At 69.8% G+C, this 14,120-nt stretch carries 10 protein-coding genes, 1 pseudogene and 1 riboswitch; of the genes and pseudogenes, 4 read left to right on the forward strand and 7 right to left on the reverse strand.

The genetic code is table 11. From position 1 onward, the window contains the following. Nucleotides 1–131 precede the first annotated feature (131 nt). The 3 genes from WFQ05_RS17450 to ahcY all read right to left on the reverse strand — a co-directional run bounded on the left by WFQ05_RS17450 (nt 132) and on the right by ahcY (nt 2,307). On the reverse strand, nt 132–431 hold the full coding sequence (locus WFQ05_RS17450; RefSeq protein WP_306993273.1) for a type II toxin-antitoxin system RelE/ParE family toxin: 300 nt from the start codon (nt 429–431) through the stop codon (nt 132–134). Between the two features lies 1 nt (nt 432). Then, nucleotides 433–717, reverse strand: a complete 285-nt coding sequence (locus WFQ05_RS17455; protein WP_130533591.1) for a DUF1778 domain-containing protein — start codon at nt 715–717, stop codon at nt 433–435. A gap of 147 nt (nt 718–864) precedes the next feature. Then, a complete protein-coding gene (gene ahcY, locus WFQ05_RS17460) occupies nt 865–2,307 on the reverse strand; it encodes an adenosylhomocysteinase (protein WP_130515798.1) in 1,443 nt (480 codons plus the stop codon). A gap of 38 nt (nt 2,308–2,345) precedes the next feature. After that, a riboswitch (S-adenosyl-L-homocysteine riboswitch) is annotated at nt 2,346–2,435 on the reverse strand. 116 nt (nt 2,436–2,551) lie between these two features. On the opposite strand from ahcY, the gene ppc reads away from it, so the two are divergent. Beyond that, nucleotides 2,552–5,263, forward strand: coding sequence for a phosphoenolpyruvate carboxylase (ppc, locus tag WFQ05_RS17465; protein WP_337054789.1), 2,712 nt, complete (start codon nt 2,552–2,554; stop codon nt 5,261–5,263). A gap of 247 nt (nt 5,264–5,510) precedes the next feature. Here the strand turns inward: ppc and WFQ05_RS17470 are convergent, their stop codons facing one another. Next, nucleotides 5,511–6,338 carry an aldo/keto reductase gene (locus WFQ05_RS17470; RefSeq protein ID WP_337054738.1) on the reverse strand — a complete coding sequence of 276 codons (828 nt, stop codon included), beginning with the start codon at nt 6,336–6,338 and terminating at the stop codon, nt 5,511–5,513. A 109-nt stretch (nt 6,339–6,447) separates the two neighbouring features. On the opposite strand from WFQ05_RS17470, the gene WFQ05_RS17475 reads away from it, so the two are divergent. Next, complete coding sequence (locus tag WFQ05_RS17475; RefSeq protein ID WP_337054739.1) at nt 6,448–7,491, forward strand: DUF4105 domain-containing protein; 1,044 nt, start codon at nt 6,448–6,450, stop codon at nt 7,489–7,491. A gap of 281 nt (nt 7,492–7,772) precedes the next feature. Here WFQ05_RS17475 and WFQ05_RS17480 read toward each other — a convergent pair whose 3' ends face one another. Continuing rightward, complete coding sequence (locus WFQ05_RS17480) at nt 7,773–9,674, reverse strand: ATP-binding cassette domain-containing protein (protein WP_306993267.1); 1,902 nt, start codon at nt 9,672–9,674, stop codon at nt 7,773–7,775. A gap of 47 nt (nt 9,675–9,721) precedes the next feature. Here WFQ05_RS17480 and WFQ05_RS17485 point away from each other — a divergent pair, with 47 nt between their 5' ends. Together WFQ05_RS17485 and WFQ05_RS17490 are read left to right on the forward strand one after the other, a co-directional pair. Further along, nucleotides 9,722–10,234 (forward strand): hypothetical protein, encoded by a 513-nt coding sequence (locus WFQ05_RS17485; protein WP_337054740.1) that lies wholly within the window; start codon nt 9,722–9,724, stop codon nt 10,232–10,234. Then, a complete protein-coding gene (locus WFQ05_RS17490) occupies nt 10,231–11,559 on the forward strand; it encodes a DUF6056 family protein (RefSeq protein ID WP_337054741.1) in 1,329 nt (442 codons plus the stop codon). The genes WFQ05_RS17485 and WFQ05_RS17490 overlap by 4 nt, the downstream gene beginning before the upstream one ends. 7 nt (nt 11,560–11,566) lie before the next feature. Here the strand turns inward: WFQ05_RS17490 and WFQ05_RS17495 are convergent. Both WFQ05_RS17495 and ggpS read right to left on the reverse strand, forming a co-directional pair. Continuing rightward, nucleotides 11,567–11,725 (reverse strand): annotated as a pseudogene (locus WFQ05_RS17495) (phosphatidate cytidylyltransferase); the annotation flags it as partial. A gap of 44 nt (nt 11,726–11,769) precedes the next feature. After that, on the reverse strand, nt 11,770–14,061 hold the full coding sequence (ggpS, locus tag WFQ05_RS17500) for a glucosylglycerol-phosphate synthase (protein ID WP_337054790.1): 2,292 nt from the start codon (nt 14,059–14,061) through the stop codon (nt 11,770–11,772). Nucleotides 14,062–14,120 lie beyond the last annotated feature (59 nt).

Here is a 14,120-nt window from a genome sequence, read left to right on the forward strand (position 1 = left end):
GTTTTGGCTGGTTCGCGGAGCTTGGCCGTGACGGGTCGAGCGTGGATGCGGATGCGGTCAGGGACAAATAACTTAGAGCCGCCAACGAATTCTCTATCGTCGCTCCCGCGGCGCGCGTGTCGGCCTCTGCCTCATGTACCGCGTGCATAGCCTGCTTCCCGCTGTGCGCGGAGCGCCATCACGACCACGGTGTCGGTCACGTCCACATAGCGATACAACGCCAAGTACCCACGCGAGCCGCGGCCGATCACCAGTTCGCGGTTGTCTCCATGGGCCGGGCGGCCGATCAGGGGATTGCCTGTCAGCACGTCCAACGCGCTGACGATGTCCTCGGCCCTGTCTCCAGCGTGCTCGCTCTCGTGGTCGCGCAAGTAAGCGGCAATCCGCTCCAGATCCTCGATCACGCCGGGGCCGAGGCGAATACGCGTCACCTCAGTCTTCCAGCTTGCGCGCCACCGGCCGCTTCGCGGGCTTTCCTGCGACCCGGGCCCTGAAGTACGCGCGCGCCTCTTCCCAAGGGATGGTTTCGCCCGTTTCCAGGAACTCGGCCCAGCGCTGGTCGGCCTCCGCCAGGAAGTCCGCGCGCCGTTCCGCCTGGTCGGTCTTCTCGGCGATGGCTTCCAGGATGAAGTTGTGCGATGTAGTGCCCGCGGCTTCGGCCGCTTTCGCGATGCGGGCCTTGAGTGCGTCCGGCAGGCGGATGGTCGTGGTGCTCATGAGAGGGCTTCCGGCGGTGACCTTGCAGCAATGTAGCACAGACGTGCTACAGGCGACCCAGGCCGGGCGATCACGCTGCCCAGCCGCCAAACGCGAACGGGCGCCTCGCGGCGCCCGTTTGTGATCACGCGATGATCGCGGTGGCGATCAGTAGCGGTAGTGGTCCGGCTTGTACGGGCCTTCCACCGGCACGCCGAGGTAATCGGCCTGCTGCGCGGTGAGCTTGGTCAGCTTCACGCCGATCTTGTCCAGGTGCAGGCGCGCGACTTCCTCGTCCAGCTGCTTGGGCAGGCGGTAGACGGTCTTCTCGTACACGTCCTTGTTGGCCCACAGGTCGATCTGCGCCAGGGTCTGGTTGGCGAAGCTGTTGGACATCACGAAGCTCGGATGGCCGGTGGCGCAGCCCAGGTTGACCAGGCGGCCTTCGGCCAGCAGGAAGATGCTGTTGCCGTTGGCGAAGGTGAACTTGTCCACCTGCGGCTTGATGTTGGTCTTCACCGCGCCAGAGGCGTACAGCGCATCGACCTGGATCTCGTTGTCGAAGTGGCCGATGTTGCACACGATGGCCTGGTCCTTCATCGCCTTCATGTGTTCCAGGGTGATGATGTCCTTGTTGCCGGTGGTGGTGACGTAGATGTCGGCCTGGCCCAGGGTGTCTTCGACGGTGTTGACCTCGAAGCCTTCCATCGCCGCCTGCAGTGCGCAGATCGGGTCGATCTCGGTGACGATCACGCGGGCGCCGTAGGCGCGCAGCGAATGCGCCGAGCCCTTGCCCACATCGCCATAGCCGCAGACCACGGCGACCTTGCCGGCCAGCATCACGTCCATCGCGCGCTTCAGGCCATCGGCCAGCGACTCGCGGCAGCCGTAGAGGTTGTCGAACTTGGACTTGGTGACCGAGTCGTTGACGTTGATCGCCGGCACCAGCAGCTTGCCGGCCTCGGCGATCTGGTAGAGGCGGTGCACGCCGGTGGTGGTCTCCTCGGACACGCCCTTCCAGTCGGCAACCACGCGCGTCCAGTAGCCCGGGCGCTCGCTGGCCACACGCTTGAGCAGGTTCTTGATCACCTGCTCCTCGTGCGAGGAGGCCGGCTCGTCGACCCACTTGCTGCCGTTCTCCAGCTCGTAGCCCTTATGGATCAGCAGGGTCACGTCGCCGCCGTCGTCCACCACCAGCTCCGGGCCGGTCAGGGTGCCGTCGGGCAGGGTGAAGGTCAGCGCGTCCAGCGTGCAGTCCCAGTATTCCTCCAGCGTCTCGCCCTTCCAGGCGAACACCGGCGTACCGGTCGCGGCGATCGCGGCGGCGGCATGGTCCTGGGTCGAGAAGATGTTGCACGAGGCCCAGCGCACGTCGGCGCCGATGTCCTTGAGCGTCTCGATCAGCACCGCGGTCTGGATGGTCATGTGCAGCGACCCGGTCACGCGCACGCCCTTGAGCGGTGCGGTGGCCTGGTACTTGCGGCGGATCGACATCAGGCCCGGCATCTCGTGCTCGGCGATGTCCAGTTCCTTGCGGCCCCAGTCGGCCAGGGAGATATCGGCGACCTTGTAGTCGCCTTCGGTCGAGAAGGTCTTCAGTTGCGCATTCATGGAGTTGCTCCGGTCAAGGGCGGGCGTGGAAAGCTCGCGGTTGCCGGGCGCCGTTGCACAGGTGGATCGCCGAGCCTGGCCCGTGGCGCGTGCATGGCACGGCTTGGGTCGCAGCGCCCCTCGGCGAAGCCGGCAGTATATCGCCGTGCGTCGCGGCGGCGATGAACGCGGCCGCCTTTGCAGTAGGCTTGGCGTCCCTCCACGATCGGCATCTGGCGCGACCGCGATGAATTCACCTGCAACTTTGTCGGCATCGTCTGCGATCTTGGAATTCGCCGCGCCGGACCTGCCGCTGCGCGACGATGTGCGCCGGCTCGGCGCGCTGGTCGGCGACATGCTGGCCGAGCAGGTGTCCGACGAATTCCTTGCCCAGGTCGAGCGCATCCGCACCCGCGCCATCGCCCGCCGGCAGAAGGGCGAGGGCACGCAGGGCCTGGCCGCGATCCTGGCAGGCATGTCCGCCGAGGACGCCGAGGCGCTGATCCGCGCCTTCAGCGCCTATTTCCAGGTGGTCAACATCGCCGAACGCGTGCACCGCATCCGCCGCCGCCGCGACTACCAGCGCCAGGGCGATGCGCCGCAGCCGGAAGGGCTGCACGCCAGCCTGCTCAGGCTCAAGGAACAGGGCGTCGGCCTGGAGGAGGCCACCGCCTGGCTGGAGCGGCTGGATCTGGAGCCGGTGTTCACCGCCCACCCGACCGAGGCGGTGCGCCGCGCGCTGCTGGAGAAGGAGCAGCTGATGGTCGCCGCGCTGGTGGCCGGGCTGGACGGTGCGCAGACGCCGGGCGAGGCGGCCAGCGATGCCGCGCGCTTCCGCATGGCGCTCACCGCGGCCTGGCAGACCGCCGACTCCTCGCCGGTGCGGCCGACGGTGGCCGACGAGCGCGAGCACGTGGGCTTCTATCTGACCCAGGTGCTGTACCGCGTGGTGCCGGTGTTCTACGAATCGCTGGAGCACGCCTTCACCGAGGTCTACGGCAGCGCGCCGCCGCTGCCGCGCGTGCTGCGCTTCGGCACCTGGGTGGGCGGGGACATGGACGGCAACCCCAATGTCGATGCCACCACCATCGCCGACACGCTGCGCGCCCAGCGCGCGGTGGTGCTGGAACGTTATCTGAAGGAGCTGTGGCAGCTGGCGAGCCTGCTCAGCCAGTCGACCACGCTGGTGCCGGTGAGCGAGGCCCTGCGCGCGCGTCTGGCGCAGTACCAGGCGCAGCTGCCGCAGGCCGCCGCGCGGTCGCGCCCGCGCCATGGCGACATGCCGTACCGCCTGCTCAACGACCTGATGCGCGCCCGGCTGCGCGCGACTCTGGACGACGCGCCGGGCGCGTACGCCTCGCCGGAGGAGTTCGAGGCCGACATTCAGCTGATCCTGGACAGCCTGCAGGCGCACAAGGGCCTGCACGCGGGCTGGTTCGCGGTGCGCCGCCTGCTCTGGCGCGTGCGCACCTTCGGCTTCCACCTGGCGCGGCTGGACGTGCGCCAGGAATCCAGCGTGCACGGCCGCGCGGTCGCCGCCGCGCTGGGCCAGGGCGACTGGGACACGCTGGATGCGGCCGCGCGCGCCACGCTGCTGCGCCCGTACGCGGCCGGCACCGAAACGTTGCCGGCCAGCCAGGACGAGGGCAATCCGCGCCTGGACGCGGTGTTCGCCGCGCTAGGCGAAGCGCGCCGGCTGCACGGCGCCGACGCGCTGGGCGCCTACATCATTTCCATGGCGCACAGCCGCGCCGACGTGCTCACCGTGCTGGCCCTGGCGCGGCGCGGCGGGCTGGTGGATGACGGCGGCCAGGTGCCGCTGGACATCGCGCCGCTGTTCGAGACGGTGGACGATCTGCGCCATGGGCCGGAGGTGCTGCGCGACCTGGCCGCCGACCCGGTCTACCGCCAGCATCTGGCCGCGCGCGGCGATACGCAGATGGTGATGCTGGGCTATTCGGACAGCGGCAAGGACGGTGGCACGGCGGCCTCGCGCTGGGGTCTGCAGCGTGGCCAGGTCGAACTGCTCGAGGCCGCGCACGAGCTCGGCATCAAGCTGACCTTCTTCCACGGCCGCGGCGGCTCGATCAGCCGCGGTGGCGGCAAGACCACGCGCGCGGTCGACGCCTCGCCACGCGGCAGCGTCGACGGCCGCCTGCGCGTGACCGAACAGGGCGAGGTGATCCATCGCAAGTACGGCATCCGCGCGCTGGCGCTGCGCTCGCTGGAGCAGTCGCTGGGCGCGGTGCTGGTGTCGAGCATCCGCCCGCGCCCGCCCGAGCCGCGCGAGGCGCACTGGCGCACGCTGATGGACACCGTCGCGCGCGCCAGCACCGAGGCCTATCGCGACTTCGTCGGCGCCAAGGGCTTCATGGACTATTTCCGCACCGCCACGCCGATCGATGTGATCGAACGCATGACCCTGGGCTCGCGTCCCTCGCGCCGGCTGGGCCAGGACGCGGCGCTGAGCAATCTGCGCGCGATCCCGTGGGTGTTCGCCTGGAGCCAGGCGCGCGCCACCATCCCCGGCTGGTACGGCGTGGGCAGCGGCCTGGCCGCGGCGGTGGAGCAGTTCGGCGAGGAGGCGGTGCGCGAGATGGGCCGCGACTGGCCGTTCGTGCGCACCTTTCTGGACGACATCGCCATGGTGCTGGCCAAGGGCGATCTGGATATCGCGGCGCTGTTCTCCCAGCTCTCCGGCGATCTGCACGGGCAGTTCTTCCCGCGCATCCAGGCCGAGCACGAGCGCACCCGCCACTGGGTGCTCAGGCTGTCGGGCAACGACAGCCTGCTCCAGCACGACCAGCGCCTGGACCTGTCCATCCGCCTGCGCAACCCCTACGTCGATCCGATGAGCCTGCTGCAGGTGGACCTGCTCAAGCGCTGGCGCGCCGCCGACCGCGAGGACGACGCCCTCCTGCGCGCCCTGGTGGCCAGCGTCAACGGCGTCTCGCAGGGCTTGCAGAACACCGGCTGAGCCGCGCCGGTCGCGCCGGTCGCGCCGGTCGCAACAACTGCCCGTCATTCCCGCGAACGCGGGAATCCATGGACCTCCGCGCAGGTCGCGGGAATGCCTCGTGGGAGCCGCCATGGCGGCGTGGGGGGTTTACCGGTATAGCCCATCGCCGCCCGGGCGGCTCCCACAGGGGTAATGGTCAGGCGGCGAGGACGAAGCTCTGAGGCTGCTGAAGAATCGGCGGGAATGCTCCCACCAATTCAATGCCTCAGTTGAGCTCCGCCGGATCCGGCCCGCGCCGCTTGCCGGCATCCAGGCTGGCGATGGCGGCCATGTCGTCCAGGCTGAGCTTGAAGTCGAACACGTCGATGTTCTCCTTGATCCGCGCCGGGTTGGCCGACTTGGGGAACACGATGTTGCCCAGCTGGATGTGCCAACGCAGGATCACCTGCGCGGCGGTCTTGCCGTGGCGCGTGGCGATGTCCTTGAGGATGGCGTTCTCCAGCAGTTCTCCACCCTGGGCCAGCGGGCTCCAGGCCTCGGTCAGGATGCCGTGGGTCTGGCCGTAGTCGCGCAGCGATGTCTGCTGCAGCAGCGGATGCAGCTCGATCTGGTTGACCACTGGCAGCACGCCGGTCTCGGCGGCGATGTGCTCGATGTCCTCGACGCGGAAGTTGGACACGCCGATGGACTTGACCTTACCCGCGTCGCGCGCGGCGATCAGCGCTTTCCAGCTGTCGACGAACTTGCCCTTGGCCGGGCAGGGCCAGTGGATCAGGTACAGGTCGACATAGTCCAGCTGCAGCTTGCCCAGGCTGGTGTCCAGGGCCTTGAGCGCGCTGTCGTAGCCCTGGTCCTCGTTCCACAGCTTGGTGGTGATGAACAGCTCGTCGCGCGGCAGGCCGGAGGTGGCGATGGCCTGGCCGACGCCTTCCTCGTTCTTGTAGATGGCCGCCGTGTCGATGTGGCGATAGCCCAGCCGGAAGGCCTCGCTGACCACGTTGGCGGTCTCGTCGGCCGGGGTCTGCCACACGCCCAGGCCGAACTGGGGAATCGTGCGGCCGTCGAGCATTTCAAGGGCGGGGATCGTGTGCATGGAAGCCTCCTGTCGCGATAGACCTCGCAGTGTAGGCGGCACGACGTTGCCTCCATGCCAAGGCCGGCACGATGATGGCCACGATGCACCCCTTCACGAACTCGCGCTGATGCGCTCTGACTCATACGGTCCCACGCCGGCGTCCGGCCGCTGGCGCCGTGCGCTGACCTGGTGCCTGCTGCCGCCGCTGCTGGCCTGGGCGGTGCTGGCCAGCGTCTATCTGGACCACTGGCCGCACGTGTTGCGCGGTGTGCTGGCACTGGTATGGCTCTGGCTGGGGTGGAGGGTGCTGCGCGCGCGTCATCGCGCCAGTGGCGCGCGTTGGGCGGGTGCAGCGCTGCTGGCCTGGCTGGGGTTCCTCGCCGGCTGGTCGCTGCAGGCACCGCGGCAGGACCGTCTGTGGGCCGACGATGTCGCGCGCCTGCTGCAGGCGCAGGTGCAGGGCGATACGGTGGTGCTGGAGAACGTGCGCGACTTCCGCTGGCGCAGCGACACCGACTACGACGTGCGCTGGGAGACGCGCCGTTACGACCTGTCCCAGCTGCGTTCGGCCGATCTGGCGCTGTCGTACTGGATGGGGCCGGCCATCGCCCACACGCTGGTGTCCTTCGGCTTCGCCGATGGCCGGCATCTGGTGTTCTCGCTGGAGATCCGCAAGGAGCGCGGTGAGGCGTTCTCCGCGCTGGGCGGCTTCTTCCGCCAGTACGAGGAAACGCTGGTCGCCGCCGAGGAGGACGACATCCTGCGCGTGCGCACCAATGTGCGTGGCGAGGACATGTGGCTGTACCGGCTCAACCTGCCGCCGGCCGCGCTACGGCAGCTGTTCCTGGCCTATCTGGACAAGGCCGGCGCGCTGCGCGCGCGGCCGGCGTTCTACAATACCGTGATGAGCAACTGCACCACGGTGATCTTTCAGCTGGCCAGGCGCATCGATGCCCGCCTGCCGCTGGACTGGCGGCTGCTGCTGTCGGGGTACTTCGACCGCTACGTGGCCGACCACGGCGGGTTGATGCCGGGGATCGACTTCGCGACGCTGCGAGCGCGGGGGCATATCACGGCCAAGGCGCGGGCGGTGGGGGAGGGGGAGGATTTTTCGCGGGCGATTCGGGTGGGGGTGCCGGGGGAAGTGGGCCGTAGGGGCGCCGCGCGCTGATCGATGCGGAAGAGCTTAGGACTCGTCGTTTCCGCGAAAGCGGGACGCCAGCGGCTTGAGGGCTTCGACGCGAAAGTCCATGGGTTCCCGCTTTCGCGGGAACGACGAGGATTTCGAGCGGCCCAAGCGTCGTTGAGCCTGTATGCGGAAGTCGCTGGGTTCCCGCGTTCGCGGGAACGACGGCAGTGGGTTTTCGACGGCTTGTGGAGCGAGCGTGCTGGCAAGCCTCAGCCTAGGCTTGCCGCTTGCCGCTTGCCGCTTGCCGCTTGCCGCTTGCCGCCTCAGCCGTCCAGCTCGCTCCAACGGGCGTAGGCGCGTTCCAGTTCGGCCTGCAGGCCGGCTAGGGCCTCGTTCTCGGCGACGATGGTGGCGCTGTCCTGCTGGAAGAAGGCCGGGCCTGACATCGCCGCGGTGCGCGCCTCGATGTCGGCTTCCAGCTGCTCGATGCGGGCGGGCAGCTGCTCCAGTTCGCGCTGTTCCTTGAAGCTGAGCTTCTTCTTCGGCGCGGCAGCGGGCGTGGCCGCCGCGGCGGCGGCGTTGGCCGCGACCACCTGCTCGGTCACGCTGCGGTCGGTCTGCCGGGCCTGGCTGTCGAAGCCGGCCCGGCCGCGCGGGCGCTGGCGCAGCCAGTCGTTGTAGCCGCCGACGTAGTCGCCGACGCGGCCCTCGCCTTCCAGCACCAGCGTGCTGGTGACCACGTTGTCGATGAAGTCGCGGTCGTGGCTGACCAGCAGCAGCGTGCCCTTGTACTCGGCTAGCAGCTCTTCCAGCAGTTCCAGCGTTTCCACGTCCAGGTCGTTGGTCGGTTCGTCCATGACCAGCAGGTTGGAGGGCTGGGCGAACAGCTTGGCCAGCAGCAGGCGGTTGCGCTCGCCGCCGGACAGGCGGGTGATCGGCGCGCGCGCGCGTTCGGGCGAGAACAGGAAGTCCTGCAGGTAGCCGATGATGTGCTTGCGGCTGCCGTTGATCTCGACGAAGTCGGTGCCCTGGGCGACGTTCTCCAGCGCGTTGCGCGATTCGTCCAGCTGGCTGCGGTGCTGGTCGAAGTAGGCGATCTGTAGGTTGGTGCCCAGCTCGACCGTGCCCTGCTGCGGCGCCAGTTCGCCCAGCAGGATCTTCAGCAGCGTCGACTTGCCCGAGCCGTTGGGGCCGATGATGCCGACGCGGTCGCCGCGCATGATCGTCACCGCGACATCGTCCAGCAGCGTGCGCCCGGCGTAGGCCTGGGTGATGTGTTCGGCGCTGATGACCTTCTTGCCCGAAGCCTGCGCGTTGGAGGTCTCCATGCGCACGTTGCCCTGCAGGTCGCGGCGGGCGGCGCGTTCGCGGCGCATGGCCTTGAGCGCGGTGACGCGGCCCTCGTTGCGGGTGCGGCGGGCCTTGATGCCCTGGCGGATCCAGACTTCCTCCTGGGCCAGCAGCTTGTCGAAGCGCGCGTTCTCCTGCGCCTGCGCGTGCAGGCGCTCCTCGCGGCGGCGCAGGTAGTTGTCGTAGTCGCCCGGCCAGCTGGTGACCTGGCCGCGGTCGATCTCGACGATGCGCGTGGCCAGGTTGCGCAGGAAGCTGCGGTCGTGGGTGATGAAGATCAGGCTGCCTTCGAAGGACTTGAGGAAGCCTTCCAGCCAGTCGATGGCCTCGATGTCCAGGTGGTTGGTCGGCTCGTCCAGCAGCAGGATGTCCGGCTGGCGCACCAGCGCCTGGGCCAGCAGCACGCGGCGCTTCATGCCGCCGGACAGGCCGGCGAAGTCCGATTCGCCGTCCAGCTCCAGCCGGTCCAGCGTGGCCTGCACGCGGCGGTCCAGGTCCCAGGCGTTGTGGGCCTCGATCTGCGCTTGGGCGCGGCCCATGGCGTCCATGTCGCCCTCGTGCACGGCGTGGTGGTAGTCGGCCAGCATCCGGCCCAGCGCGCCCAGGCCCTGGGCGACCACGTCGAAGATGCTGCCGGCGGTGTCCGGCGGCACTTCCTGGGCCATGCGCGCGACCACCGTGCCCGACTGCAGGCGCACCTCGCCGTCGTCGGCCTGCAGCTCGCCGGCGATCAGCTTCATCAGCGTGGACTTGCCGGCGCCGTTGCGGCCGACGATGCATACGCGCTCGTGGGGTTCGATGGACAGCTCGACCTGTTCGAGCAGCAGCGGGCCGCCGACGCTGTAGTCGACGCGGGAAAGTTGCAGGAGGGACATGCGACCATTGTAGCCGGGCATCTGGCACGGGCAGCGGGCACGACGGCATGGCGGCGGTGAGGGAAGGGCGCGCGCTGTCGCGCTGGGTGGGAATCGGCGTGGCGGCCTGCGCGCTGGGATTCGCCGCGTTCTACGCACTGCTGTTCTGGCGCGACAACGCCGCGCCGGTGGCGAGCGACGCGGCGTCCGCGGCGCCGGCGCCGGGGATGTTCCTGTACGCGACCGAACGCTGCGAGGTCGACGGCGAGCGCCTGCGCGTGCAGGGCTGGGCCCTCCGCAAGGGCCAGGGCTGGCCGATCGGCGGCAACCGCGTGCTGCTGCGCCTGGCCGACGGCCGCCTGCGCGCGCTGGACACCGCCTGGCAGGCGCGGCCGCAGCTGGCGCCGCTGCTGAAGGCGCGCACCGGCGAGAAGCGCACCTATTACGCGCCCGGCTTCGCCGCCTCGCTGAACCTGGCCGTGGCCGGTGTCTCGCTGCGGGGCGCGCGGCTGTTCCTCGACTGGCGCGCCGGCGACACGCCTTCGCTGCTGCCGCTGGACTGCGCGGGGCTGTCGCCGTGAGCGCGCCGCGCCTGCGCTGGCACTGGCCGCTGCTGGGCCTGGCCTGGATGCTGGCCTCGATCGCCTCGATCCACGCCTTCGGCATCAGCTCGGCGCCGGTGGCCGACGACAGCTACTTCGCCAGCATGCTCGACACCTACACGCTGCGCGACTACCTGGTGCACCGCTATCACACCTGGACCGGGCGGCTGCCGATCGAGGCGCTGCTGGTGACCATCGTCCATGCGCCCGGCCTTTGGCGCGCCTGCAACGCGGTGGTGATGGCGCTGCTGTGCGTGGGCCTGGCGCGGCTGGCGCGGCCGGGCACACGCTGGTCGTGGCCGGGCGCCACGGGGGGGGTGTTCGCGCTGGTGATGCTGATGACGCCGCAGGCCATCTACGAGGCGTGCTGGTGGCTGACCGGCTCGCTCAACTATCTGTGGCCGGTGACGCTGGGCGTGTGGAGCCTGGTGCCGCTGGTCGAGGAAACCCCCCATCGCTGGCCGGCGCGGCTGGCCGCCTGCCTGGCCGCGGCGCTGGCGGCGTATTGCGACCAGCTGGCGCTGGTGCTGGTGCCGCTGACGCTCGGGCTGTGCCTGTGGCGCGCCCGGCAGCGCCGGGCGAGCGGCTGGGACTGGGCCCAGCTGGCGCTGCTGTGCGCCAACGCGGCCTTCGCCCTCAGCGCGCCGGGCAATGTTGAGCGGTTCCGCGAGGAGACCGGCATGCGCTTTCCCAACTTCGCCGACCTGGATGTGCTGGAGAAGCTGCGCATCGGCTTAGGGTTGATCGAGCGGGCGATGACCGACCCGCGCAACTACCTGTTCGGCACGGTCACCGCGCTGGCCCTGGTGCTGCTGTGGCGCGCGCCGCTGGCGCGCTGGCTTAAAGCGCTGCTGGGCGTGGTGCTGGCGGTGTCGCTGCTGCAGATGCTGCTGTTCGTGCCGCACGTGCCGGGCGATCCCCTGCAGCTGTCGCTGCCGCTGCGCCTGGATGGCGATGCGGTGTGGAACCCGTGGCTGTATGCGCTCAGCGCGTGGTCGGCCTTCACCGTGGGCTGCGTGGTGATCGCCGCGGCCTGCGGCTTCTGGCGCGATGGGCGCGAGGCTGCACGGATGCTGGGCCTGCTGCTGCTGGGCCTGGCCTCGCTGGGGATGATGGGCTTCTCGCCCACGGCCTATCTGTCCGGCCAGCGCATCGCCTTCCTGTGCCTGCTGGCGCTGGTGGTGGTCGGCCTGCGTCAGCTCGACCGCATCGGGCTGGACTACGGGCCGCGCGTGCGCGGCGGCCTGCTGGCGCTGATCGTGGTGCTGGCCAGCTGGCGGGTGACGATGGCCGCCTTCGTCTGAAGGCCCGTCAGCCGGGGTTGAACGCGTAGCGCACCCCGGGGAAGAACACCGGCGCGGCGAACACCACCGAGTCCAGCCGGTCCAGCGCGCCGCCGTGCCACTCGATCATCGTGCCCCAGGCCTTGGCGCCCAGGCTGCGCTTGGTCGCCGACAGCGCCAGCCCGCCCAGCAAACGGCCGGCGCCCGGGCAAGGGCGCCGGCCGTGCCCGGTCAGGCGTGGGCGGCCCGCTTCGGCGCGGCGGCCAGCGCGTGCACCTCGGCCGAGGCCGGGGTGAAGTCGCGCACCGCCGCCAGGAAGTCCCGGCCCCAGCGGTCCACGTCGTAGTACTCGACGATGTCGTTGAGCTGGCGCAGGCGGCCGGCGGCCTCGTCCTCGGGCATGCGCAGGGCCTGGGACAGGGCTGCGGTCAGGTCGGCCTGGTCGTGCGGATTGGTCAGCACCGCGCCCTTCAGCTCGGCCGCCGCGCCGGCGAACTCGCTCAGCACCAGCACGCCGTTGCCGCCCTCGATGCCCTGGGTGGCGACAAACTCCTTGGCCACCAGGTTCAGCCCGTCGCGCAACGGGGTGATCCACATCACCTGCGCGGCGGCGTAATGCGCCACCACCTCCTCGAACGGGAAGGCCTGGGCGAAGAAGCGCACCGGCGTCCAGTCCATCCGCGCGAAGCGGCCGTTGATGCGGCCGACCGCCTGTTCGATGGCGTTCTGCAGCTGGCGGTAGACCGTCATCTCCTTGGCCGCCGGCACGCAGATCATCAGCAGGGTGACCTTGTTGTGCAGCTGCGGGTGGGATTCGAGTAGGCGCTCGAACGCCTCCAGCTTGGCCAGCGTGCCCTTGGTGTAGTCCAGGCGTTCGACCGAGAGCACCAGCTTGCGCGCGCCGATCTCGCGGCGCAGCTTGAAGATGTTGTTGCGCACCTCCGGGTTGGCCAGCACCTGGTTGATGCGGCGCAGGTCGGTGCCGACCGGATGGGCGCCCAGCGCCACCTCGCGGCCGGCCACGCGCAGGCGGGTGGTCATCGTGTCCAGGCCCACCGCGCAGCCGTAGGTGAGAAAGCGCGGCGCGCAGCTCTCGGTGCGCAGGCGCTCCACCGGCGCCACCCCGCGCACCACGTCGACGAAGTTCTCCACCTGGCGCGGGATGTGGAAGCCCACGTAGTCGCAGGACAGCAGGCTGCCGATGATCTCGCGCCGCCACGGCACCACGTTGAACACGTCGGCCGAGGGGAAGTAGGTGTGGTGGAAGAAGGCGATCTTCAGGTCCGGGCGCATCTCGCGCAGGTAGGCCGGCACCATCCACAGGTTGTAGTCGTGGATCCACACCGTCGCCCCTTCGGCCGCCTCGGCCGCGGTGGCCTCGGCGAACTTGCGGTTGACCTTGAGGAACACCTTCCAGTCGTCCTCGCGGAAGCGCGCGCGCTCCCAGAACACGTGCAGCATCGGCCAGAAGGCCTCCTTGCTGAAGCGCTTGTAGAAGATGTCCACCTCGGTCTTGCTCAGCGGCACCCGCGCGGCGGTGAGGTTGGGATAGCGCTCATCGACCGAGGTATGGGTCTGGAACGGCCCGTGCTTGGGGTCGTCGATGCTCCAGGCCACCCAGGAGCCGGTCTGCCCGCCCTGGAAGAACCCCAGCAGCGAGGGAATGATGCCGTTGGGCGACTTGGGCTGGCGGCGCACCAGCTCGCCGTCCTCCACGACCTCCTCGTAGGGCAGGCGGTGGTAGACCATCAGCAGCTGCGCCTTGCCGGTCGGCGCGGTGCGCGCCACCGGCAGCCACGGGTCGTCCTTGTCGAGCAGCTTGAAGTGGGCGATGGCCTCCAAGATGCCGCCGCAGCCGGGCGCCTTGGCGTGCAGCACGTCGGACAGCGCGCCGGTGGCCTCGATCAGCGCGGCCTCCGAGTCGCCCACGCACACGCCGCGGAAGCCGGCCAGGTACATCGACAGATCGTTGAGCGTATCGCCGGCGACCAGCACGCGTTCGCTGGGCAGCTTGAGCTGCCGGGCCAGCGCCTTCAGCGTGCGGCCCTTGTCGGTGTCCGGCGGCAGGATGTCCAGGTAGCGGTCGGCCGAATACAGCACCGAGCAGCCCAGCGCATGCGCGGCCTCCTCCAGATCGGCGCGGATCGGCGCCAGCGTGTCCGGGTCGCAGTAGTAGGAGCAGCGGCGTTCCTGCGGCACGTCCTGGCGGACCAGGTCGGGGAAGGCGCGCATCGCGGCGGCCACGGTGTAGTCGCCGGGCCAGCGGCTGTCGATCTTGGACTGCAGCGGCTGCAGCGGCTGCAGCGTATGGCCGTCGACCACGGTGGCGCCGACGTCGCACACCACATAGTCGGGGCGGGGAATCGCGGGGTCGGTCAGCAGCGGCATCACCGCTTCCAGGCCGCGCCCGGTGATGAAGATCAGGCAGATCTCGGGGTGCTGGTCGACCAGGCGGTACAGGCGGTGGCGCTGCTCGGCGTCGCCGGCCAGGAAGGTGCCGTCCAGGTCGGTCGCCAGGATCAGGCGCGGATCGGGCCGGGCCTGGGTGGAGCGGGGTGAGGTGTTGCGGATGGGTGGGGTCA

It is taken from the genome of Pseudoxanthomonas sp. USHLN014 (assembly GCF_037153335.1).
Taxonomy (GTDB): Bacteria; Pseudomonadota; Gammaproteobacteria; order Xanthomonadales; family Xanthomonadaceae; genus Pseudoxanthomonas_A; species Pseudoxanthomonas_A winnipegensis.

Excerpts from the sequence above, each read along its gene's own strand:
- WFQ05_RS17485 (WP_337054740.1), top strand. The coding sequence starts at position 9,722 with ATGGCGGCGGTGAGGGAAGGGCGCGCGCTGTCGCGCTGGGTGGGAATC.
- WFQ05_RS17475 (WP_337054739.1), top strand. The coding sequence starts at position 6,448 with ATGCGCTCTGACTCATACGGTCCCACGCCGGCGTCCGGCCGCTGGCGC.
- ahcY (WP_130515798.1), bottom strand. The coding sequence starts at position 2,307 with ATGAATGCGCAACTGAAGACCTTCTCGACCGAAGGCGACTACAAGGTC.
- WFQ05_RS17470 (WP_337054738.1), bottom strand. The coding sequence starts at position 6,338 with ATGCACACGATCCCCGCCCTTGAAATGCTCGACGGCCGCACGATTCCC.
- WFQ05_RS17480 (WP_306993267.1), bottom strand. The coding sequence starts at position 9,674 with ATGTCCCTCCTGCAACTTTCCCGCGTCGACTACAGCGTCGGCGGCCCG.
- WFQ05_RS17455 (WP_130533591.1), bottom strand. The coding sequence starts at position 717 with ATGAGCACCACGACCATCCGCCTGCCGGACGCACTCAAGGCCCGCATC.